The organism is Sphingobium sp. B1D7B (genome assembly GCF_025961965.1).
GTDB lineage: Bacteria > Pseudomonadota > Alphaproteobacteria > Sphingomonadales > Sphingomonadaceae > Sphingobium.
The window spans coordinates 1453399-1475412 of the sequence record NZ_JAOQOR010000001.1 but is presented as its reverse complement, the minus strand read 5'-3'; the positions used below and the strand labels follow the sequence as shown (position 1 = coordinate 1475412).

22 protein-coding genes are annotated in these 22014 nt (G+C 64.7%); 5 read left to right on the top strand and 17 right to left on the bottom strand.

The annotated features are described in order from the left end of the window. The first annotated feature begins 8 nt into the window (after positions 1-8). Positions 9-929, top strand: a complete 921-nt coding sequence (locus tag M2336_RS06640) for a hypothetical protein (RefSeq protein WP_264574397.1) — start codon at positions 9-11, stop codon at positions 927-929. A gap of 15 nt (positions 930-944) precedes the next feature. On the opposite strand, the gene M2336_RS06635 is transcribed toward M2336_RS06640, so the two are convergent. The 4 genes from M2336_RS06635 to M2336_RS06620 all read right to left on the bottom strand — a co-directional run bounded on the left by M2336_RS06635 (position 945) and on the right by M2336_RS06620 (position 5795). Continuing rightward, positions 945-1340 (bottom strand): acyl-CoA thioesterase, encoded by a 396-nt coding sequence (locus M2336_RS06635; protein ID WP_264574396.1) that lies wholly within the window; start codon positions 1338-1340, stop codon positions 945-947. After that, entirely contained in the window at positions 1333-3444 is a 2112-nt protein-coding gene (locus tag M2336_RS06630) for a S9 family peptidase (RefSeq protein WP_264574395.1), read from the bottom strand. Before M2336_RS06630 ends, M2336_RS06635 begins: the two co-directional genes overlap by 8 nt. Positions 3445-3484: 40 nt before the next feature. Beyond that, complete coding sequence (locus tag M2336_RS06625; RefSeq protein WP_264592732.1) at positions 3485-5257, bottom strand: SLC13 family permease; 1773 nt, start codon at positions 5255-5257, stop codon at positions 3485-3487. Between the two features lie 91 nt (positions 5258-5348). Continuing rightward, on the bottom strand, positions 5349-5795 hold the full coding sequence (locus tag M2336_RS06620; protein WP_264592731.1) for a PAS domain-containing protein: 447 nt from the start codon (positions 5793-5795) through the stop codon (positions 5349-5351). A gap of 168 nt (positions 5796-5963) precedes the next feature. Between M2336_RS06620 and M2336_RS06615 the strand changes: the two genes are divergently transcribed. Then, positions 5964-7784, top strand: a complete 1821-nt coding sequence (locus M2336_RS06615) for an aminopeptidase P family protein (RefSeq protein ID WP_264592730.1) — start codon at positions 5964-5966, stop codon at positions 7782-7784. Here the strand turns inward: M2336_RS06615 and M2336_RS06610 are convergent. From M2336_RS06610 to M2336_RS06595, 4 genes are all read right to left on the bottom strand, one after another. Next, a complete protein-coding gene (locus M2336_RS06610) occupies positions 7763-9268 on the bottom strand; it encodes a PAS domain-containing protein (RefSeq protein WP_264592729.1) in 1506 nt (501 codons plus the stop codon). The genes M2336_RS06615 and M2336_RS06610 overlap by 22 nt on opposite strands. Positions 9269-9465: 197 nt before the next feature. Then, positions 9466-10059 carry a Pr6Pr family membrane protein gene (locus tag M2336_RS06605; protein ID WP_264584224.1) on the bottom strand — a complete coding sequence of 198 codons (594 nt, stop codon included), beginning with the start codon at positions 10057-10059 and terminating at the stop codon, positions 9466-9468. 35 nt (positions 10060-10094) lie between these two features. Further along, a complete protein-coding gene (gene mutM / locus M2336_RS06600; protein ID WP_181558646.1) occupies positions 10095-10904 on the bottom strand; it encodes a bifunctional DNA-formamidopyrimidine glycosylase/DNA-(apurinic or apyrimidinic site) lyase in 810 nt (269 codons plus the stop codon). A 42-nt stretch (positions 10905-10946) separates the two neighbouring features. Beyond that, positions 10947-11207 (bottom strand): hypothetical protein, encoded by a 261-nt coding sequence (locus M2336_RS06595; protein ID WP_181558645.1) that lies wholly within the window; start codon positions 11205-11207, stop codon positions 10947-10949. A gap of 114 nt (positions 11208-11321) precedes the next feature. Between M2336_RS06595 and M2336_RS06590 the strand changes: the two genes are divergently transcribed. Continuing rightward, complete coding sequence (locus M2336_RS06590) at positions 11322-12119, top strand: inositol monophosphatase family protein (RefSeq protein WP_264592728.1); 798 nt, start codon at positions 11322-11324, stop codon at positions 12117-12119. Positions 12120-12137: 18 nt separating this feature from the next. On the opposite strand, the gene M2336_RS06585 is transcribed toward M2336_RS06590, so the two are convergent. The 4 genes from M2336_RS06585 to M2336_RS06570 all read right to left on the bottom strand — a co-directional run bounded on the left by M2336_RS06585 (position 12138) and on the right by M2336_RS06570 (position 14726). Next, positions 12138-12326 (bottom strand): YMGG-like glycine zipper-containing protein, encoded by a 189-nt coding sequence (locus M2336_RS06585; RefSeq protein WP_181558643.1) that lies wholly within the window; start codon positions 12324-12326, stop codon positions 12138-12140. A gap of 80 nt (positions 12327-12406) precedes the next feature. Then, positions 12407-12757, bottom strand: a complete 351-nt coding sequence (locus M2336_RS06580; RefSeq protein ID WP_264574388.1) for an arsenate reductase — start codon at positions 12755-12757, stop codon at positions 12407-12409. 40 nt (positions 12758-12797) lie between these two features. Next, complete coding sequence (locus tag M2336_RS06575) at positions 12798-13232, bottom strand: RrF2 family transcriptional regulator (protein WP_181558641.1); 435 nt, start codon at positions 13230-13232, stop codon at positions 12798-12800. A 120-nt stretch (positions 13233-13352) separates the two neighbouring features. After that, positions 13353-14726, bottom strand: coding sequence for a class II 3-deoxy-7-phosphoheptulonate synthase (locus M2336_RS06570; protein ID WP_181558640.1), 1374 nt, complete (start codon positions 14724-14726; stop codon positions 13353-13355). A 447-nt stretch (positions 14727-15173) separates the two neighbouring features. Between M2336_RS06570 and M2336_RS06565 the strand changes: the two genes are divergently transcribed. Both M2336_RS06565 and M2336_RS06560 read left to right on the top strand, forming a co-directional pair. Next, on the top strand, positions 15174-15794 hold the full coding sequence (locus tag M2336_RS06565) for a YqiJ family protein (RefSeq protein ID WP_264574387.1): 621 nt from the start codon (positions 15174-15176) through the stop codon (positions 15792-15794). A 36-nt stretch (positions 15795-15830) separates the two neighbouring features. Further along, on the top strand, positions 15831-17537 hold the full coding sequence (locus M2336_RS06560; protein WP_413715985.1) for a flotillin family protein: 1707 nt from the start codon (positions 15831-15833) through the stop codon (positions 17535-17537). A 59-nt stretch (positions 17538-17596) separates the two neighbouring features. Here M2336_RS06560 and M2336_RS06555 read toward each other — a convergent pair whose 3' ends face one another. The 5 genes from M2336_RS06555 to M2336_RS06535 form a co-directional block, all read right to left on the bottom strand. Further along, on the bottom strand, positions 17597-18235 hold the full coding sequence (locus M2336_RS06555; protein WP_264574385.1) for a YoaK family protein: 639 nt from the start codon (positions 18233-18235) through the stop codon (positions 17597-17599). A 9-nt stretch (positions 18236-18244) separates the two neighbouring features. Beyond that, the gene (locus M2336_RS06550; protein ID WP_264592727.1) at positions 18245-19210 is read right to left on the bottom strand and encodes an NAD(P)-dependent oxidoreductase; all 966 of its coding nucleotides are present in this window, start codon (positions 19208-19210) and stop codon (positions 18245-18247) included. Beyond that, entirely contained in the window at positions 19200-20675 is a 1476-nt protein-coding gene (gene cysS, locus M2336_RS06545; protein WP_264574383.1) for a cysteine--tRNA ligase, read from the bottom strand. The genes M2336_RS06550 and cysS overlap by 11 nt, the downstream gene beginning before the upstream one ends. Positions 20676-20800: 125 nt before the next feature. Then, a complete protein-coding gene (gene infC / locus M2336_RS06540; RefSeq protein ID WP_181558636.1) occupies positions 20801-21337 on the bottom strand; it encodes a translation initiation factor IF-3 in 537 nt (178 codons plus the stop codon). Between the two features lie 223 nt (positions 21338-21560). Further along, positions 21561-22004, bottom strand: coding sequence for an acetyltransferase (locus M2336_RS06535; RefSeq protein ID WP_264574382.1), 444 nt, complete (start codon positions 22002-22004; stop codon positions 21561-21563). Positions 22005-22014: the final 10 nt, after the last annotated feature.

Genomic DNA, 22014 nt, shown 5'->3' with positions numbered 1-22014 from the left:
CAGAACAGATGGACGGCAACGCACCGGAAAACGGTGTCGGTGAGATGACGGACCGAGCGCAACCGCCGCGCCGGAGCCGATTGCGGCTGATCGTCGCCTGCTCGCTGATCGCCTTCCTGCTCGGCCTCGGTGCGATGGCCTGGATCATGACCAATTGGGATCGGCTGTCCTTCGGCCCCGGCAGCGATCCGGCGGCACTCACAGACGATATGAACGCCGCGCAGAACGGCGCCGAGAGCGGGGCGAATGGGCAGGCGCCGGATGCCACGCGGTCGCGCGGTCTCTCCGACGTCACCGAACGCCCCGAAGATCGTGTGCTGACGCTTGAGCAGCGCCTTAACCGCATCTCGCTTGCTGCGATTGCAGCCTCTGGCCATGCCAACCGGGCCGAGGCGATGATGATCGCCTTTGCCGCCCGGCGCGCGCTCGATGCCGGCCAGCCGCTCGGCTATATCGAGGGCCAGCTCCGGCTACTGTTCGGCGATGCGCAGCCCAAGGCCGTCGCCACCATCGTCAACGCCGCAGCGCAGCCGGTGACGCTCACCACGCTGCGCCAGGGGCTGGAGCAGGTCCGCAGCACCGCACAGCGCGGTGACCCGAATCAGGGCTGGTGGTCGGCAGCGATGCGGGAGTTGCGGGGTCTGGCCGTGATCCGCCACGCTGGCGATCCCTCCCCAGAGCTGGACGAGCGCATCACGCGCGCACGCATGTTCACCGAATCCGGACAGATGGAAGCCGCCATCGATGAAATCGCGGCGCTCCCGGCCCAGCCTGAGGCCGAGCTGTGGCTGGAGCAAGCCCGCCGCTACAAGGAAGCCCGGCGGGCGCTCGATGTCATCGAAGCCGCCGCCATTCTGGAGCCGCGCGCCGCGCCCATCGTAGCGCCCGCCCCGCTGCCCACCGAGACTGAAGCAAGTCCGCAGCCCTGACCGCGCAGTGCTTCGTTAAGCCAGAAAAATTGTCGCGAGATCGGCGGGCACCCGCGCCAGCCGGCCCGTCTCCTTGTCGATCATCGCCCAGGTCGTCCGCGCATTCACCTTGGACGTGCCATCGACACCGGTGAAGGCGATCAGCCGATCGAACCGGGCGCCGCGCGGCGGCTCCTCGATCCAGGTCCGCGCGAGCACCGTCTCGCCTTCGGTCACATTACCGCGATAATCGATCTCGTGCCGCGTCACGACCCACACATAGCGCTCCTGCGCGTGGGGCGGCGCCAGCGATTCCCAATGGGCAGTGGCAAGCTGCTCCATCCACCGCACCCAGACCGCATTGTTCACATGGCCCATGATGTCGATGTCATCGGGGCCGGCCGTGAAGTGCTGCTCGAATGCCTTACCCATGGCCGCCCCCATGATCGCCGGCGCCCTGCCCGGCTTCTTCCATGCCAAGCTGCCACAAGATGAAGGCAAATTCCTCTGCTGTTTCCCGGAGCGATTCCCAGCGGCCGGACTTGCCGCCATGGCCGGCTTCCATATTGGTCTTGAGCAGCAGCACATTGTCGTCGGTCTTGAGCTCGCGCAGCTTTGCGACCCATTTCGCCGGCTCCCAATAGGTCACGCGCGGATCGTTGAGGCCGGCCGTCACCAGCATCGGGGGATAGGCCTGCGCTTTCACATTATCGTAGGGCGAATAGCTGGCGATCAGGTCATAGGCGGCAGCATCCTCGATGGGGTTGCCCCATTCCGGCCACTCGCCCGGCGTCAGGGGCAGCGTCTCATCGAGCATCGTGTTGAGCACATCGACGAACGGCACGTGCGCGACCACGGCGCCCCACAGATCGGGATCGGAATTGACGATGGCGCCCATGAGTTCGCCGCCAGCCGAGCCGCCCGACGTCGCGATCTTGCCCGCCGAGGTGTAGCCAAGGGCGATCAGCCCCTTCGCCACATCGACGAAATCGTTGAACGTGTTGGTCCGCTTCTCCAGCTTGCCGTCCTTGTACCATTGCTGGCCAAGGTCATCGCCGCCGCGGATATGAGCGATGGCGAAGGCGAAGCCGCGGTCGACGAGGCTGAGCCGCGTGGTGCCGAAGCCCGGCTCGATGGCGATGCCATAGGCGCCATAGCCATAAAGGTAGAGCGGCCGCGAGCCATCGAGCGGATGGTCGCGCCGGTGCAGCACGGAGACGGGGATCGGCGTGCCGTCCCGCGCCGTGATCGTGAGGCGCTGCGTGGCATACAGCGCCGGATCGAAGCCGGACGGAATCTCCCGCACCTTGAGGGTTTCGCGATGTCCGTCGGCCAGCCGATAGTCGAAGATCGTCTCTGGCGTGACCATCGATTCATAGCTCAGCCGCAACGTATCGACATCATATTCGGGATTGTCGTCCAGCCCGGCGACATAGCTCGCCTCGGGGAAATCGAGGCGCTTGGGCGTGTTGGTGGCGTAATCGCGGATCTCGACCTGATCGAGACCGTTCTCGCGTCCTTCGGTCACGTAGAAGCGCTTGAACAGACTGAAATCGGTCAGGTAAAATGCGTCGGAGGCTGGCAGCACCTCTTCCCACTGGTCCGGCGTCTCGATACGCGCGCGGGCCAGGCGGAAATTGGGGTGGGTGTCGTTGGCGCGGATGTAGAGCCAGCCCTCATGCTCATCCACGTCATATTCGCGTTCGGGCACGCGTGCCGAAACGAGGATCGGCGCGGCGGTCGGGTCGCCGGCCGGCACCAGCCGCACCTCGCTCGTCACATGATCGCCGGTGGCGATGACGATCCAATTTTCCGCGCAGGTGAGGCCCACAGAGACGCGGAACCCTTCGTCCGCCTCATGGTACAGCATGACATCCTGCGCCACATCGCTGCCCAGCCGGTGGAGCATCGCGCGATCCGTGCGCCACTGGGCGTTGGCCGGGGCATAGACGAGCGCGCGATCATCGTGGGTCCAGACCAGCGCGGAGAGCACGTCCGGAATGACGTCCGGCAGCATCTCGCCGGTTTCCAGATTGCGGATGCGCACGGTGTAGCGCTCCGACCCGTTGTCATCGATGGCATAGGCGAGCAGGCGGTCGTCATTGGAGATCGCCACGCCGCCGAGCCGGAAATAATCCTTCCCCGCTGCCAGCGCCGGCTCATCGACGATCAGTTCGTCCGCGGATCCGTCCTCCGCCGCGCCGACCTTGCGGCGCCAGTGGCGGCGATATTGCTCGCCCGCCTCGAAGGTGCTCCAGTAGACATAAGCCCCGTCCTTCTGCGGAACGGAGCCGTCCTCCTCCTTGATGCGGCCCTTCATCTCCGCGAACAGCGCATCGACCTGGCTCTTGCGCGCCGCCATATGCGCCTGGAAATAATCGTTCTCGGCCGTCAGATAGTCGAGCACGTCGCGATCCGTCACCTCGGGATAGCCGGGGTCGCGCAGCCAGGCCCAAGGGTCGTCCAGCGTGCGATTGTGGTGGACGGAGCGGTGGGGGCGTTGCGCCGCGCGGGGCGGCTGGAGCGTATCGGTCATCCCCGCCAGATAGGCGCTCGAAGGGCCGCGCTCAATGCCGTCAATAGAGCGCCGCCAGTGCGAGGCAGGTCGTGACTCCGACCACGACGTTCATCGGCAGGCCGATCCGCAGGAAATCGGCGAAGCGATAATTGCCGGCCGCATAGACCATAGTGTTGGTCTGATAGCTGATCGGCGTCGCGAAACTCGCCGAAGCCGCGAACATCACCGCGATCAGCAAGGGGCGCGGATCGGTGCCGAGGGTCGTCGCCAGGCCGATGGCAATCGGCGTCATGATCACCGCCACCGCGTTGTTGCTGACGGCTTCGGTCAGCGCACTCGACGCAAAATAGACGATGAACAGCAGCACCAACGGACTGGCATTTTCCAGCAGCGGTCGCATCGCGTTGACCAGCAGGGTAATGCTCCCCGCCTGATCGAGCGCCGTGCCGACGCACAGCATGCCGTAGATCAGCACCAGCACATCGCCATTGATGGAGCCCCAGGCTTCATCGCCATCGATGCAGCGCGCGGCGAGGACGATGCCGACGGCGATCAGCCCGGCGACCATGATCGGGACGAGCCCCAAGGCGGAAAAGACGATGGTGCCCGCCAGCGCGGCGACCGCGATGGGGGCCTTGGTCGGGCGAAAGGCTACGCCTTCGGTCTCTTCCACTCCGATGAGGTTCTGGTTCTCGCGCAGCGCATTGATGGCCGCCTCTGACCCGGTGACCAGCACCGTATCGGCAGCGCGCACGCGGCTATCGGCCAGGGTCGGCCCGGCGTCATGGCGATGCCGGGTGATCCCCAGCAGCCGCACCGGCAGCACGTTGAGGAACGGGATTTCCACCATCCGGTTACCGATGCTCGGGTGACCGGGTGAAATGATCGCCTCCACCACCAGCGGCGCGTCGGCTTTGGTGTTGCCGACCGTCGCGATGCCAAGCTCGATGTCCTTGTTGGTGCGCAGGGTCATCAGGTCGGCCAGCTTGGCGCGCACCACGAGGCGGTCGCCCGCCATGAACGGCTCGTCCATGGCCTCGATCAGTTGGCTGCCCCGCTGGATGCTCACCAGTCGAACCCGCTTGAGGAGACCGCTTTCGGAAAGGTCTTTGCCGATCAGGCCGCTATCCCGCACGATCCGGATCTCGCTCAGGAACACCCGGTCCGCGTCGCTGTGATAGGGCGCGCCGTCACCGTCCGGGAGCAGGAAGCGCCCGAGCACCGCAAGGGCGACAGTCCCGGCGGCGGCAACGATGATGCCCACAGGCGTGATCTCGAAGACGCTGAACGGCGCGACGCCCAGATCGCGCGCGACGCCATCGACCAGAAGATTGGTCGACGTGCCCACCAGCGTCAGGGTTCCGGCCAGCATGGAGATGTAGGACAAAGGAATGAGCAGCTTCTTGGCGGAAACGTTGATCGCCGAGGCCAGCCGCAACACGATGGGGATCATGATGACCACGACCGGCGTGTTGTTCATGAACGCAGCCGCCGCCAGCAAACCAACGACCAGCTCGATCATCGCACGGATCGGATGCGCCTTGGCGCGAGCCACGATCCAGTTGCCGATCACATCCAGAATGCCGGTGCGGGTCAACGCGGCCGAGAGCACGAACATGGAGGCAATGGTGATCGGCGCGGGATTGGCAAAGGCGCGCAGCAGCGATGCGCTGTCCAGCAAGCCCGTGACCAGGAAGGCGCAGACGCCCAGCACGGCGATCACCGTCGCCGGATAGCGCTCCCGCACGAACGCCACGAAAAGTCCCACAAGGATGACAAGGCCGACAAAGGCCCGGTTGGCATCGATGATCGCGGAGAGCCACTCAAACATCACCCTCCCCTAACGCCCTCGCCGGACCGCGTCGAGCAGCCCCGTCGGCTATGGCAATGTCAGACCTATCGAGACGAGCGGACCCCCGCCGTCACATCTGCGTCTCATACTCCGCGGTGACATCCTGCTTGGTGCCGGCGAGCCGCACGACACGCCGTTCGCACAGCACCGGCACGGCCGTCAGCCGCATCCAGCGCAAGGCGCCATCCGGCCGACGCAGCCGCGCATCCATGGTGAAACCGCGACGATGGCGAATCGCATAGGCCCGCAGCGACTCCATCGCCGCCCGCGAGTCCGCCAGATAGATCGATGTCGCCAGCGACCGTGTCAGCTTCTCTTCCACGGGGATGCCGAACAGATCGTAGACGGCTCTGGACCATGTCAGGCTTTCGTCGGTCAGCCGGCAGCTCCACAGGCCAATGCCCTGATTGTCCAGCGCGCTCTCCTCCCGGTTCACCATGGGCATGATCGGCAGGCGCCAGCTTGCCTCGTAAACCGGCCAGCTATGGGTGAGAAAAGGCGTTTGCCCGGTAGTCATAGGGTGATCTTTGCTCTGGTCCTGATCGCATGAGCGTTCCCGGTCTTGTTCGCCAGCAGTGGCGGCAAATGCTGGCAAGCCGTCTGGAAACGCTTATGCTGTCCGGCAGAGATTAACGAGCGCCCCTTAAAAATGAACGAATGCGGGCGCGAACAGGAACGCTTGTCCATGTCTACCCATGAAGATCGCCTGCACGCGCTGCGCGCCCAGCTGTCCCGCCAGTCGCTCGACGGATTCGTCGTGCCGCTCACCGATGAGCATCTGTCCGAATATGTCGGCGGCTATGCACAGCGGCTCGCCTGGCTCACCGGTTTTCTGGGCTCGGCGGGCAGCGCGGTGGTCCTGCCGGAGGAAGCCGCGATCTTCACGGATGGGCGCTACACCCTGCAGGTGCGCGATCAGGTGGATGGCGCGCACTGGCAGTTCGAGAGCGTGCCGCAAACGAGCGTCGCCACCTGGCTCGGGGTCCATGCCCCGGCCGGCGGACGGATTGGCTATGATCCTTGGCTTCACACCCGCCGCTGGGTCGAGGAGGCGACGCGTGCGCTTGCCAGCAAGGGCGCCACGCTCGTGGCGGTCGATCATAATCCCGTCGATGCCGTGTGGGACGATCGGCCCGATCCCAGCAAGGCCCGCCTCGTGCCGCATGATGAGCGTCATGCCGGGCAGAGCAGCGCCGCCAAGCGCGCCGACATGGCGGACTGGATGAAGGCGCAGGACGTGGACGCCACCGTCCTCACCGCGCTCGATTCCATCGCCTGGACCTTCAACGTTCGTGGCGCGGACGTGACCCATACGCCGGTCGCGCTGGCCTATGCCCTGCTCCATGCGGACGGCAAGGCGCAGCTCTTCGTCGACCCCGCCAAGATCGATGCCGACGTGCGCGCACATCTCGGCAATTCGGTCGATGTTTTGGATCGCGTCGCCTTCACCGATGTGCTGGCAGGGCTTGCCGGCAAGGCCGTCGCTGTCGACCCCGACCGCGCCGTCTCCGCGATCTTCGAAGCGCTGGACAAGGCCGGCGCCCTGATCAAGCCGCTGCGCGATCCCGCTGTTCTGCCCAAGGCCGTGAAGAACCAGACCGAGATTGCCGGCCACAAGTCTGCGCAGGCGCGGGACGGCGCGGCCATGGCCAAGTTCCTCCACTGGCTGTCCATCGAAGGCCCCAAGGGCGGGCAGACCGAAATCAGCGTGTCGGACCGGTTGCAGGCGTTCCGTGAAGAAACCGGCGCACTCGTGGACCTCAGCTTCGACACGATTTCCGGCTCAGGCCCAAATGGCGCCATCGTCCATTACAAGGCGAGCGAGGCGACGAACCGGCCAGTTGAGGCGGGCTCGCTGCTGCTGGTCGATTCAGGCGGGCAATATCGGGACGGGACGACCGATATCACCCGCACCATGGCCATCGGCACGCCCACGCAGGAGATGTGCCACCGCTTCACCTTGGTGCTCAAGGGCCATATCGCGCTCGCCTGCGCGCGCTTTCCTGCCGGCACGCGCGGCAGCCAGCTCGACGTGCTCGCCCGTCAATTCCTGTGGGCCGAAGGGCTGGATTATGCCCATGGCACCGGACACGGCGTCGGCAGCTTCCTCTCGGTGCATGAAGGCCCGCAGCGCATTGCGACGTTCGGCGGCGGGGATGAACCGCTGCAACCCGGCATGATCCTCTCCAACGAGCCGGGCTATTACAAGACCGGCGAATATGGCATCCGCATCGAGAACCTGGTGCTGGTGGTGGAGAGCGGCACCGGCGAAAACGACCGGCCCTTCTATGCCTTCGAGACGCTGAGCCATACGCCGATCGACAGCGCCCTCATCGCCGTCGACGCGCTGACCCCGGCCGAACGGGCCTGGGTGGACGCCTATCACGCACGCACACTCGAAATCATCGGGCCGCAGCTGGATGGCGAGGAGCTGGCATGGCTGCAGGCTGCCTGCGCGCCACTCAGTGCGGACTGGCAGGGGAGTCAGGCCGCCTGCAGGCGATAGGGAATGGTCGTCGTGACCTTGAGGCCGCGCGGCAACCATTCCCGCACGAAGGTTCCGCGCAACTGGCGCTCGATGCTCAGCCGGATGAGATCGGACCCGAAGCCCTGATGATCGCCGGGCGGCGCGCTGTCGCCCTTGCTCTCCTGCCACTCCAGCCTGAGCTGTTCGGAAGACCCTGAGATCATCAAGTCGACAAACCCTTCCGGCGAGGACAGCGAACCATATTTGACGGCGTTGGTCGCCAGCTCGTGAAACACGAGGGCGATGGGGGTCATGTAGGTTTCGGCGAGCAGCACATCGTCGCCGCGAATGCGGATGCGCTCGATGCCCTCCAGATTATAGGCGGCGAACAATTCGCCCAGCAGCCCCTGCAGCGTCAGCGCCTGCGCCCCTTCGCGGGGCTGCACATAATCATAGGCCCGCCCCAGCGCCGCGATCTGGTCGCTCATTTTCGAGCTGAAGCCCTTCAGCTCCGGGACGCCCCGGCTGGAGAGGTAGAGCAGCGAGCCGATGACCGTGAAGATGTTCTTGATGCGATGGACCAGCTCGCGCGAGAGAAGCTCCTTCTGCTCGCGCATGATGCGCTGATCGTGAATATCCGTGCAGGTGCCGAACCAGCGCACGATGTTGCCGGCATCATCCCTGATCGGCAATGCGCGCCCGAGCGTCCAGCGATACTCGCCATCGAACCGGCGCAGGCGATATTCGATTTCATAGGGATCGCCGGTAGCCAGCGAATGGCTCCACACTTCCCACGCCTTGGCCTGATCGTCTGGATGGAACTGGCCGTTCCAGCCGGTCCCATCGGTTCGGCCGAGCTGCGCACCGGTAAATTCGTACCAGCGGGCATTGTAATAATCATGATAGCCATCGGCACGCGTGGACCAGACCATTTGCGGCATCGCATCGGCCAACACCCGGAAGCGCTCTTCGCTCGCCGCCAGATCGGCTTCGGCGGCATTCTCCCAAGCCCGATGCGCCAACATGACGCGTCGGGCCTCCAGCCGCCGCATGGTGGCTTCCGCCAAGACGGTGAGGCCCTGACGTTGAATGTCGGTCAGCCCAGCGCGGGGTTCGGGCGAAACAACGCAAAGCGAACCCAGCGCCTCGCCACTCTTGGACACAAGCGGCGCCCCGGCATAAAAGCGAATATGCGGTTCGCCGGTGACGAGCGGATTATCCTGAAAACGGCCGTCTTGCGTCGCGTCGCCTACGTCCATGACATCATGGCCGAGCATCGCGTGCGCGCAGAAAGACATGCTCCTGGGCGTCTCGGTGGCGTCGATTCCGGTCTTCGCCACGAACCTCTGGCGATGCTCTTCAACCAGGCTGACCAGTGCGATGGGGCAATCGCAGAGCTGGCCGGCAAACTCGACGATGCGGGTCAGTTCCTCGTCGCCGAACAGCCCATCGATCTCATAGGCCTCGAGCGTGATGCGCTCTTCGGGCGAAACAGCGTCGCGGTTATTCTCAGCGCTCGCCATGGGCGCTCACAATCCGGCCTCGGCAGACGTACGGCTGCGCGCGTGAAGAGGGCCAATATGTGAGGAGCAAGATCGTCATGGGGAGACACCCATGTAGGAACGCAAAGGCGGAAGTCCATGCGGACTTTTGCGTATCTGCGTGATTTCGTCGCAGGAAGTGTCTCTCAATCAGTCGTTTCGCGATCTCTGCGGCGGATTCATCCCAACCGGCGGTCGATCCACACCACCACGGCTCCGACAAGCATGAAGCCCAAAGCGATGAGGCCCACGGTCACGCCAACCTGCGCCCAGCCATGGCGGGAGACATCGAGGAAGGGATAGGGGTAGCGCCCATCGAGCTGCGCGCGCCCGATGGCATAGGCCAGATAAGCCAACGGCAGCAGCGCCCAGCGCAGCGTATCGGCATAGACCAGCCGTCCCTTGGGCACGAACACGAGCCAGTAGAGCGCTACCGCAGGCGGCGCGATGTAATGGAGCAGGAGGTTCGAGGTCTCGGCGGGGCCGCTCAGGCTTTCCGTCGCGCGCAACAGCACTGCATAGACGATGCCGATCAACCCCATGGCCAGCATCACGCCTGCCAGCCGGCGGGGATGACTCGGTGCCTTCGCCCCCAGAGCGACGCCGAACAGCACCACGCAGCTGAGCAGATTGCCGATCACCGTGAAGAAGCGCAGCATCGTCCACGCCGCCGCTTGGGGTGAGCCTGTCGTCTCCAGAGAGACGGCAAAGCGGATCGAGAGTCCGGCAAAGGCGATGAGGCCGACAAGCAGCGCCGCGATGCGCGCGGACATGGACAGCGTCTTGGCGGGTGAGCGCATCTCTCGGCCTAGCTCTGGCAAGTGGGGCAGTAAAAGGTGGAGCGGCCTGAATCGACCCGGCGCTTCACCGTGCCACCGCAGGGGCAGGCCAGCCCTTCCCGCCCATAGACGCGCCAGTCCTTGGCGAAATAGCCGAGCTCGCCATCCGGCCGCGCATAATCGCGCAGGGTGGAGCCGCCGGCGGCGATGGCGGCCACCAGCACCGCGCGAATGGCCTCGACCAGCCGCGCGAGCCGCGCCCGCGATATCCGCCCGGCTGCGCGCGTCGGCGATATGCGGGCAATGTTCAGTGCCTCGCACACGTAGATATTGCCCAGCCCGGCGATGATCCGCTGATCGAGCAGCATCGCCTTGATCGGTGCCGCCCGCCCCTCCAGCGCCTGCGCCAGATAGTCGGCCGTCAGCGCATCGCCCAGCGGCTCGGGGCCAAGGGCCGCGAAAGGCGGATAAGCGTCCAGCGCATCGGTTGGTGTGAGGTGCACGAACCCGAACCGACGCGGGTCATTGAGGGCAAGGCGGTGGCTGGCCGTCTCCAGCAGCAGATGATCGTGCTTGCCTACCTCGCTCGGGTCGATCCGCCAGCGTCCGGACATGCCGAGGTGGAAGATCATCGTGTCGCCGCGGTCGGTATCGATCAGGCCATATTTGGCGCGCCGGCCCAGCCCGGTGATTCGCGCCCCGGTGAGCCGCTGGCGCAGATCGACCGGGAAGGGAAAGCGCAGGTCCGCCCGGCGCGGCTCGACCAGCGTGAGTTGCGCCCCGTCGAGCACCTGACGCAGGCCGGCAACGGTGGTTTCGACTTCGGGAAGCTCAGGCATTCCTGCAGGCATAGGCCGAGGCGCGGCCTGCGCCAACAGGCATCAGAGCCAAAGTTGCCAAGGCAGCAGCAGCGGCGCGCAGAAGAGCAGCGCCAGCGCCAGCATCAGCCGCGCCTTGCCGGGCACCGCCAGTTCATCGGGCACCAGCCCATCGGGCCGCGCCCACAGGAACGGGCAGGCGAGGACAGCCAGCGCGCCCAGCCCCAGAGCTACCAGGCGAGCCCCCAGAAAAGCGCCGTCCAGCCACAGCCCCATCGCGCCAAAGGCAAAGCCGAGGGTCAGGACCCACATCAGCAGGCGCATGGTCGGGGCTCTTTGCTCATGCCCTCAAAAAACGGATCGAAGCGCCGTCTCTTTAGCGAGGAACGTGCGCGAAAACCGCTGGCTCTTCGGCGGCTTTCTCCGTAGCGAAATGCCATGGCTCTTCCCGATGACATCACCCTCGCAAACGCCCTTGCCGACGCAGCGGGCGCCGCGATCCGCCCGTTTTTCCGCGCGCCTTACGATATCGAAGCCAAGGCCGACGCCTCGCCGGTAACAGAAGCCGATCGCGCGGCAGAACTGGCGATGCGCAGCCTTCTGGACGCGCAGCGTCCGGCGGATGGTATCATCGGCGAGGAATTCGGCACCCTCCGGGAAGGCGCGTCACGCCAGTGGGTGCTCGACCCCATCGATGGCACGCGCAGCTTCATCGCGGGCCGCCCGATCTTCGGGACGCTGATCGCCTTAATGCAGGACGGCTGGCCGATCCTCGGCATCATCGATCAGCCGATCAGTGGAGAGCGCTGGGTCGGCGCCATGGGCCAGCCGACATTGTTCAACGGCAAGCCTGCGCGCACCCGGCGATGCCGGGCTCTGGAAGGGGCGCAATTGGCGACCACAAGCCCGCATTTGTTCAGCGCGCATGATGGCGAACATTATCTCGCGCTCGCCGCAGCCGTTGCCGGCGACCGACTGGGTCAGGGCCCGATCTATGGCGGCGACTGCTATAATTACGGTCTGCTGGCGAGCGGGCATGTCGACATCGTGTGCGAGACGGGCCTCAAGCTCCACGATTTCGCGGCCCTCGTCCCGGTGGTCGAGGGTGCCGGCGGGCACATGTGCGACTGGTCTGGCGAACCGCTCCATGAAGCCAGCGCCGGCGACGTCATCGCCATGGGCGATCCCGCCCGCCTCGAAGATGTCATCGGCGCCCTGTCCCATCATCACGACTGACGGGCCAGTGCCGCGTTTTTAGTCGACGACCGTCCCGACCACGGCGCCAGCTGCGCCACCGACAGCCGCACCCTTGCCGACGTCATTGCCGGTCACTGCAGCCGTACCGGCGCCCGCCGCCGCGCCGATGCCGGCGCCCTTAAGGGTCGAACAACCCGAGACAGCCAACGCACTAGCCGTGATCAGACCGATCAGAACGAGTTTCATGATGCATTCCTTCCAGCAAATTCCTGCTGAACAAATGCGCAAAGCGTCCGCGTCGTTCCCGACCGCTGCGGCGCCTCTCCCTAGGCCTCAAGAACCGCCTGCCACTGATCGGGCTTGAAACCGACCAGCAAGGCGCTCGCCCCCGTCACCACCGGGCGCTTGATCATCGAGGGATGCTCGACCATCAGCGCGATGGCCTTGGCCTCATCGATCCCGCTCTTGGCATCATCCGGCAGTTTGCGGAACGTCGTACCGGCGCGGTTGAGCAGTACGTCCCATCCCGCCTGCTCTGACCAATCGGCCAGCTCTGCCGACGTTGGCGGCACCTTTTTATAATCGCGGAAATCATGCGCGAGGCCCTGATCGTCCAGCCACTTGCGGGCCTTCTTCACCGTGTCGCAATTGGGGATGCCGTGCAGGGTCAGGGACAATGCTCTCTCCTTGGAATACAGGCTGGAAGGTCGAAAGCGATCAGGCCGGCGCGCCGACTTCGGCATCCTCGAATTTGTCGGCCAGCGTCAGGCGGTCGAGGATGGCGGCGGTCTCGTCGCGGACCTTGAGCATGATGCGCCGAAGCTCACACTCATCTTCCGGCAAACAGTTCTTGCAGGGCTGGTGTGCATAGCGGCTGGCACAGGGCACAAGGGCCAGCGCGCCATCGGTGAGCCGGAAGATGTCGCCATAGCGGATGTCGATCGGCGGCAATGCCAGCCAATAGCCGCCTTCCCGCCCCCGCCGCGTCGCCACGAGGCCCGCACGGCTGAGTTCCGACAGGATCACGGTCAGAAATTTGGCGGGAATATTCTGCGCGACCGCAATATCGGTGAGCTGGATCGGCCCCTCACCATAATGCCGCGCGAGGTGCTGGAGAGCGCGGATGGAATATCGCGTGCGTTGCGAAAGCATACCAACCTATTTGGCAGAGAATGCCGTCCGCGCAAGGGGCAAGCCCGCGCAATCGCTCGATAGCGGTTCTTTTTCAATCTCGGGAACGGGCCGTGACGCTCGCCACGGCCCTTCCGATTGTTAAGCGGCCTGCTTGCGCCGCTCGGCCAGCTCGTCGTTGAGCATTTCGGCCAGCAGGAAGGCCAGCTCCAGACTCTGCGCCGCGTTGAGGCGGGGGTCGCAGTGCGTGTGGTAGCGATCCGCCAGGCTCTGCTCGGTGATGTCGATCGCGCCGCCCGTGCATTCGGTGACGTTCTGCCCAGTCATCTCGGCATGGATGCCGCCGCCGAAGCTGCCCTCGGCGCGATGCACGGCGAAGAAGCCGCGCACCTCGGCGAGGATGCGCTCGAACGGGCGCGTCTTGTAGCCATTGGCCGCCTTGATGACATTGCCGTGCATCGGATCGCACGACCACACCACCGGATGCCCTTCGCGCATCACCGCCCGCACGAGCGGGGGCAGCGCGCCCTCGATCTTGTCATGACCATAGCGCGTGATGAGCGTGATGCGCCCGGCCTCGCGGCGCGGGTTCAGCGCATCGAGCAGGCGCAGCAGCACATCGGGCTGCAGGCTCGGCCCGACCTTCATGCCGATGGGATTGCCGATGCCGCGCAGATACTCGACATGGGCCGAGCCCTCGAAGCGCGTCCGGTCGCCGATCCACAGCATGTGCGCGCTGGTGTCGTACCACTGGCCGGTGAGCGAATCCTGACGGGTCAGGGCTTGCTCATAAGGCAGCAGCAGCGCCTCGTGGCTGGTGTAGAAGCTGGTCCCGCCAAGCTGGGGCACCGTGTCCGGCGAGAGACCGCAGGCCTTCATGAAGTCCAGCGCCTCGCCGATGCGATCGGCCATCTCGCTGAACTTCTGGGCCCAGGGGCTGCGGCCCATGAAATCCAGCATCCAGCCATGCACCTTGTCGAGGCTGGCATAGCCGCCGGTCGAGAAGGCGCGCAGCAGGTTGAGCGTGGCGGCCGACTGATTGTAGGACCGGATCATGCGCGCCGGATCGGGCTCGCGGCCGTCTGCCGTGAACGCAATGTCGTTCACATTGTCCCCGCGATAGCTCGGCAGCTCGACGCCATCGATCGTCTCGGTCCCAGCGGAACGCGGCTTGGCGAACTGGCCGGCCATGCGACCCACCTTCACCACCGGCAGCTTGCTGGCGAAGGTGAGCACCACCGCCATCTGCAGCAGCACGCGGAACGTGTCGCGGATGTTATTCGGGTGGAACTCGGCGAAGGATTCGGCGCAGTCCCCGCCCTGCAGCAGGAACGCCTCGCCATTGGCGACCTTGGCCAGATCGGCCGTCAGGTTGCGGGCCTCGCCTGCAAAGACGAGCGGCGGAAAGGTCCCAAGCTGCGCCTCGGCTGCCGCGAGTGCCGCAGCATCGCGATAGATCGGCATTTGCAACCCTTCATGATCCCGCCAGCTTGCGGGCGACCATTTCGCCGTCATGATATTCCAGACTCCAAGCGTGTTCGCGCCACAACATGGGGTGTGGCGGACAAGGGGCAAGCCCCTACGCGTTTGAGGGCTTTGAGGCAAGGAGGTTGGGGATAAAGGCGCGAGGATGCGCGGGCGCAGCAGCGTCGTGACGTAAGATCAACCCGTCGCGTAGTGGGGAGATCAATCCAGTCTTCCCGCGAACAAACGGAGCGCCTGCCGCGTAACATGATCCGGAGGCCCGTAAAAACATTAAACACATGGCGAACGGAGACACTCTAATCGTGCGGCGAAATCTTGAGAATTCAGGCCGTTTCTCGAAGTAAATGCCGTCCAAATTCCCGGAACATTCAGAAAAATCATATGATGAAGGTCCGGTTTTGCTGGATTCATAGTCGCTATCAGGCGAAATGGACTCGGGAATCGGAAACGGGGGCTGTCAAGTCGACAGCAGGGATCATGAGCCTTCTGGCTGACTATAACTGGCCATTCGCGGTATCGCTCGGCGTGATGGTTCTTCTCGCGGCCCTGCAGGTGCTTGGACTCGGTGACCTGTTCAGCAGCACGGAAACCGACCTGGACGCGGAATCGGGCGGAAGCCCAGCCGATGGACTATTGAGCCTGGTCGGTGTGGGCCGCGTGCCGTTCATGATCTGGCTGGCGGTGCTCCTGCTGCTTTTCGCGGCGATCGGCGTGAGTATACAAAGCCTGGCCGGCGCCTTCATCGGCAAGGCACTGGCTCCGTGGCTGGCAGGCCTCCTTGCTTCGGTTGTAGCTCTACCAGCGACGGGAGCACTCGTGCGACCGCTCTCGCGCATCCTGCCAGGCGACGAGACGACGGCGGTAGAGATCGAATCCCTCCTTGGTCGCCGCGCGAAAATTCTCACCGGTCGCGCCAGCCGCGGAAGCCCCACCCGCGCTCAGGTCATTGATCATCACGGTCAGATGCACCTTGTGATGGTGGAGCCCCATCATAGTGACACCGAAATGGGCGAAGGCGACGAAGTTCTCCTCGTGCGCCGGGAAGGAGAGCGGTTTTACGCTGTAGCCCTAGAGGAAAAACGTTTGGCGCCGATCTGACGGCGAGGGGAGACTGGAATGCAGGGACTGGACCTCATGGATATTGCAATTTGGGCAGGCGCGATCTTCGCCTTGCTCCTGATCTTCGGCTTTACGATCGCGCGACTTTACCGGCGCGCCACGAAGGAAGTGGGCTTCGTCCGAACCGGATTTGGCGGAGAGAAGGTGGTCATGAACGGCGGGGCGCTCGTGCTGCCCGTGCTGCACGAAACCATGCCGGTCAATATGAACACGGTCCGCCTCGCGGTGGAGCGCAAGAACATGGATGCGCTGATCACGCTCGACCGGTTGCGGATTGACGTGAAGGCCGAATTCTATGTCCGCGTCCGCCCCGATGCAGGCGCAATAGCCATGGCTGCGCAGACGCTTGGCCTGCGCACGATGCAGCCGGAAGCTCTGAAAGATCTCGTCGAAGGAAAGTTTGTCGACGCGCTTCGGTCTGTTGCGGCCGGAATGAGCATGAACGAACTGCACGAAAAGCGCGCCGACTTCGTTCAGAAGGTGCAACAGGTCTCATCTGTGGATCTCGCGATGAATGGCCTGGAACTGGAATCCGTTTCACTGACGGGGCTGGACCAAACGAGCATCGAGCATTTCAACGCCAACAACGCATTCGATGCGGAGGGTCTGACCAAGCTCACCGAACAGATCCAGCAGCGCAAGAAGCTGCGCAACGATATCGAAATGGACACGCGGGTCCAGATCGAGACGAAGAACCTCGAAGCCGATCAGCGCAGTCTGCAGATCAGCCGCGATAACGAGTTCGCGCGGCTGGAGCAGGAACGCGAGGTCGAAATGCGGCGTGCGGCGCAAGCGGCAGAAGTCGCTCGGGAGCAGGCACTGCGCAGTCAGGAGGCGGAGGCCGCGCGGATCGACGCCAAGCGGCTGATCGATTCGCAGCAGATCGAAGCTGACCGCTCGATCGAACAAGCCCGCATCGCACAGGCCCAGGCCATAGAAATCGCGCGGCAGGAACAGCAGATCGCCGTTCAGAACAAGAGCCGGGAAGAAAGCCAGGCAAAGGCCGAGGCTGACGCAGCTCGCGCCAAAGCGGCTGCGGCCGAAGAACAGGTTATCACCAGCCGCGAAACTGAAGTGGCCGAGCGTGATAAGCGCATCGAACTGATTGAAGCGGCGAAAGCAGCGGAACGCGAAGCGATCAAGCTGAAGGTGCAGGCAGAAGCCGAAAAAGATGCGGCCACGAACCACGCCGAGGCTATTCGACGCGCAGCTGAGGGCGAGGCCGATGCGACGAAGCTGAGAGCCGAGGCCGACCGCGTGCGCTTCGAAGTCGAAGCAGCGGGTCAACGCGCTGTCAACGAAGCCGCAAACCTCCTATCCAGCAGCCAGATCAGCCTTCAGACGAAGCTGGCGCTGCTCAAGGTGCTGCCGGACCTGGTGCGTGAAAGCGCCAAGCCGCTTGAGGCAATCGACTCCATCAAGATCGTTCAGGTGGATGGCCTCACGCAAAAAGCGGGTGGCCCCGCCAATGCAGCGCCCTCGGGAGGAGGATCGGGCAACCTTGCGCAGGACGCCCTCTCAGCAGCCCTCGCCTATCGAGCGCAAGCGCCGGTTCTCGACGGCCTGATGAAGGAACTGGGGCTTGATGGACGCTCGCTCGACGGGCTTGTCGCCGGAGGCATGGCAGACGAGGCAAGCCCGCGCGACGGGCGGAGCGATACTGGCGAGAGCGCTAAGAGACTGAAGGGTAGTCAGGCGCAGGAGCGGTCGGAAAAGTTGTAACGCAGATGCACCGGGCTGTGGAGGGACGTGACTATGCCGCCTCCGCAGCCTACTGCCACTTAGCGGCTCGGCACGATGGTCCTCGTTGATGCAACGCACAGGATCATTCCGACACCCGCCGCAATCCATAGCGCTGAAGAGCCCAGCCTTGCATAAGCGAAAGCCCCGGCAATCGCGCCGGTCATCAGCCCGCTCCACAGGCCGAGGTCGACCCGCCAGTGGCTTGCATCCTTGCCGGTGAGGCGGTTGGCGAGCGCCTGACCTAACCGGACAAGTGCGCCGGTCATATAGGTGAGCCCGACCTTCACCTCGCCATTGTCGGCGAGCGCGGCATTTTCGGCGCCCATGGCCATGACCATCGCGGCGAGTGCAAAAGTCGGCGAAATCGGTGCGGCGAGCGCGGCCACTAACAGCAGCGCCGTCACCAGACCGAGCACGGCGGGACGGCGATGTGGGCCCGCGCGATGCCCCACCAGTCCGCCCAGCACGACGCCCGTAACGAACCCGGCAATGAGGCCCGCGGCCGTCAGCGCGGCGCTGGAGCCTTCGCTGATCCCCACCGCCAACCGCGTGGAGTTGCCGCTCATGAACGAGACGAAAAAGCCGCCCGCAGTGAGGAAGCCCAGCGCGTCCACGAAACCGGCCAGCGCGGAGAGCGCGATGGCGAGGTTGAGCAGGCGGGCGTCGGACCTCAGCATCGCTCGCGCCTAATAATCCCGGTTGAGGTCGGCGACATGCTTCAAGGGCTCGCCGGCCAGATAATGGCGGATGTTCCGCGCGAACCGCTCGGCGCCGCGCTGGAAGGCGCTGGTCTGGCTCGGCCCCGCCAGATGCATGGTGACGAGCACATTCGGCGCGCGCCACAGCGGGTGTTCGGGCGGCAAGGGCTCGGGCGTCGCGACATCGAGGAACGCGCTGCCCAGATGCCCGGCCTCCAGCGAGGCGATGAGCGCAGGCTGATCGATCAGATCGCCGCGCGCGATGTTGATGAGGCGAGCGCCCGGCTTCATGGCGGCCAGTTCTGGGGCGCCGATCATCGCCCGCGTCTCGCTGGTGTTGGGCGCGGCGATGATGACGAAATCGAACTCCGCGAGGCGCGGGCGCCAGTCATCCGGACCGATCACCGCATTGGCACTGTCTGCCGAGCGACGCACGCCGGTCACCTGAACGCCAAAGGCGCGCAGGCGGGTGCCGATCTCCCGACCGATGGCGCCATAGCCGATCACCAGCGCCCGCGCGCCCAGCAACTCGAAATTGCCCGGCGGCCGCATCAGCCAGTTTTGCCGGTCATGGGCGCGCACGACCTCGTCCAGTCGCTTGGCGAGCACCAGCGCGCCCATGACGGCATAATCGGCGATCACGTCCGGCATCAGGCCGGCACCATTGGTGAAGATCTGGCCGCGCGCGCGCATCTCCGCGATCGGGAACGCATCGAAGCCCACGATCACCGTGTGGATCCACTTGGCGTTCACCGCCGCGCGCGGACCCTTGGCGTAGACATTGCCGGCGAACTCATCGAACCAGCCGATCTCCGCCTCCGGCGCCAGGGTCATCGCCTCTTCGGCCCTGGAGAAGCCGCGCAATATGACGCGCCCGGCGATCTCGGCGCCCAGCATGGCTTCCAGCCTCTCCCGCTGCGCTTCCGGCAGAACGATGAGCGGTTTATGCGCCATGATCGAGCCTCCATTCCCAGCCGAGCGGATCGCCGTCCATGACCTCGACGCCGGCGGCGAGCAGTTCGTCGCGCAGCGCATCCGAGGCCGCGAAGTCCTTTTCGGCCCGCGCAGCCTTGCGCCGGTCCATCAGCGCCGCGATCGCGCCTTCATCGATGGCAGCCGCCTTCGGACGCAGGCGCAGTGCTTCTCGCTCGAGCGTGAATAGCCCGAGGCCGAGCACGGCTTCCATCGCCTCGACCAGCGCGCGCTTCTCCTCGGCCGGCACCTTCTTCATCGCCAGCGCCTCATCCAGCACGGTGAGCGCGACCGGCGTGTTGAGATCATCGCTGATCGCGGCATCGAAGCGCCCCAGCAAGGGCGTCAGCTTGGAATGCGCCACCGCACCAGCCGCAGCCACATCGCGCAGGGGTGCCGCGCTCATCAGCATCCGCTTGAGCCGGGTCAGCGCCGCGCCGAGATTGTCCCAGCTGAACTCCAGCTCCGAGCGATAATGCGCCTGCAGGCACATCATCCGATAGGCGAGCGGATGATAGCCCCGGTCGATGAGCAATTGCAGCCGCAGGAACTCGCCCGATGATTTGCTCATCTTGCCGGTGCGGTCGATCAGGAAATTATTGTGCATCCACAGCCGCGCGCCGGAATGGGCCGCGCAATCGAGATGGCCGTGATCGGCATCATAGCCCTGGATCGCCTGATTCTGGGCGATTTCATTGGGGTGATGGATCTCGCGATGGTCGATGCCGCCGGTGTGGATGTCGAACGGCAGCCCCAGCAGCGCGCGGCTCATCACCGAGCATTCCAGATGCCAGCCCGGGGCGCCCTTGCCCCAGGGCGAGTCCCATTCCATCTGGCGCGTCTCACCCGGCGGCGTTCTACGCCAGATCGCGAAATCGGCGGCGTGGCGCTTGCCCTCGACCGGATCGATGCGGCTCTCGCCCTCGTCCGTCGCGGCGCGGGCAAGGCGGCCATAATCGGCCACCGTGCTGGTATCGAAATAGAGGCCGGTCGGCAGCTCATAGCAGTGCTTGTCGGCAATGCTTTTGGCGAACTCGATCATTTGGGGGACGAAATCGGTCGCGATCGACCAATGCGCCGGCTGGCGGATGTTCAGCGCCTCCACGTCCGCCCAATAGGCCTGCGTATAATGCTTGGCGATGTCCCAGATCGACTGCGCCTGCTGCGCGGCCATCCTCTCCATCTTGTCCTCGCCGGCATCGCCATCGTCGGTGAGGTGACCGACATCGGTGATGTTGATGACGTGGGTGAGCTTGAAACCCTTGAAACTCAGCGTCCGCCCGAGCGTATCCGCGAAAACATAAGCGCGCATGTTGCCGATGTGCGGATAATTATAGACCGTCGGCCCACAGCTATAGACCCGCGCCTCGCCGGGGTGAACGGGATCGAACGGCTCGAGCTGGCGCGTAAGACTGTTGAAGAGCTTGAGTGACGGGGCTTGGATCATGGCGCGCCCATGTGAGCGCAGCCAGCGCGCGGGTCAACAGGGCACGAAAGGCCGGGATGCGCTGACGGGGTAAGCCATAGCAATGGCAGAGGGCGGCGCAGGCACCGCCCCCCGACCGAAAAATATCAGCCCTTGGGCGCGAGCACCATGAGCATCTGCCGGCCTTCGAGGCGCGGATAGGATTCGACCTTGGCGATCTCGGCCGTGTTCTCGGCGACGCGCTGGAGCAGCTGCATGCCGAGCTGCTGGTGCGCCATTTCACGGCCGCGGAAGCGCAGCGTGACCTTGACCTTGTCGCCCTCGCCGATGAAATCGACGACCTTCTTCATCTTCGTATCATAATCATGATCGTCGATGTTCGGACGCATCTTGATCTCCTTGATCTCCTGCGTCTTCTGGGTCTTGCGGGCGATATTCGCCTTTTTCTGGGCCTCGTACTTATACTTGCCGATGTCCAGGAACTTGCAGACCGGCGGATCTGCATTGGGAGAGACCTCTACCAGGTCCAGACCGACGTCCGCTGCCTGCTCGATCGCCTCGCGCGTGAACATCACGCCCAGATTTTCGCCCTCTTCATCAATGACGCGCACCTTGGGCACACTGATGAATTCATTGTAGCGGGGGCCGTTCGCGGGCTGTGGCGCCATCGGGCGGCGCATCATCGGGGGACGTATAGCAGTTTCTCCTGTTGCCAATTCACATATGCGAGATGCGCACCTTACCGGTTTTCCATGAGAACGGAAAGAGGCCGTAGCGCGACACGAGGCAAACTGCGGCGCGAAGGTCACAGTTGCGTGCACCGTGCATTTAGGATCGCAAGCCGCTCACGGCAAGGGCCATCATCAGCGAGACCGATGATGAACGGGCCCGGCCTTGCGGCATCCCTCAGCCCGGATGGCGGAAATGAATGAGCGGATAGGGCCGCCCTGCCGGATCAGTCTCCGAGCGCCCCGTGCGCGCGAACCCACGCGCTTCGTAAAACGCGATGGCCTGAGGCGCCTGCTCGCTGGCATCCACCTTTGCACCGGGCACCAGCGCGAGAGCGTGCGCGACAAGAGCGCTGCCATAGCCCTGACCATGCACGGCCGGATCGACGAACAGCGAATCGATCTCGTCCTCGCCCATGCCGAGAAAGGCCTGGACGGTGCCGGCCGCATCCGTCGCGACCCACAGGTCGACCGAGGGAAGATGCTCGTGCTCGACCATCCGGTCGATCTCAACCCGGTCCTCCGGCGTGAGAAAGCCATGCGTCGCATCGACCGCCGCCCGCCAGATCGCCAGCGCGCGCGGCAGATCGGCCGGAGTCGCCTTGCGGATGGGGATGCTCATCAGCTGCCCT